At 76.8% G+C, this 207-nt stretch carries 1 protein-coding gene; it reads right to left on the bottom strand.

The features are described from left to right. Positions 1–207, bottom strand: a 207-nt coding sequence (locus tag VR44_RS40825; protein ID WP_045952769.1) for a hypothetical protein, incomplete at both ends; no start/stop codon positions are given.

The raw sequence follows: 207 nt of genomic DNA, 5'->3' as shown, positions 1-207 counted from the left end.
AACGGCCGGTCCCCCGCCCGGTCCTGCCCGTACGTCGCCAGCAGGGCCTGTGCCTCGATCGGGTCGCCCAGCCGGGTGCCCGTGCCGTGCGCCTCCACCGCGTCCACGTCCGCCGCCGAGAGTCCGGCGTTCGCCAGGGCCTGCTCGATCACCCGTTCCTGGGCGGGGCCGTTGGGGGCGGTGAGCCCGTTGGAGGCGCCGTCCTGG

It is taken from the genome of Streptomyces katrae, from assembly GCF_000966975.1.
In the GTDB taxonomy this organism is placed as follows: domain Bacteria; phylum Actinomycetota; class Actinomycetes; order Streptomycetales; family Streptomycetaceae; genus Streptomyces; species Streptomyces katrae.
This window is presented reverse-complemented; position numbering and strand designations above follow the sequence as displayed.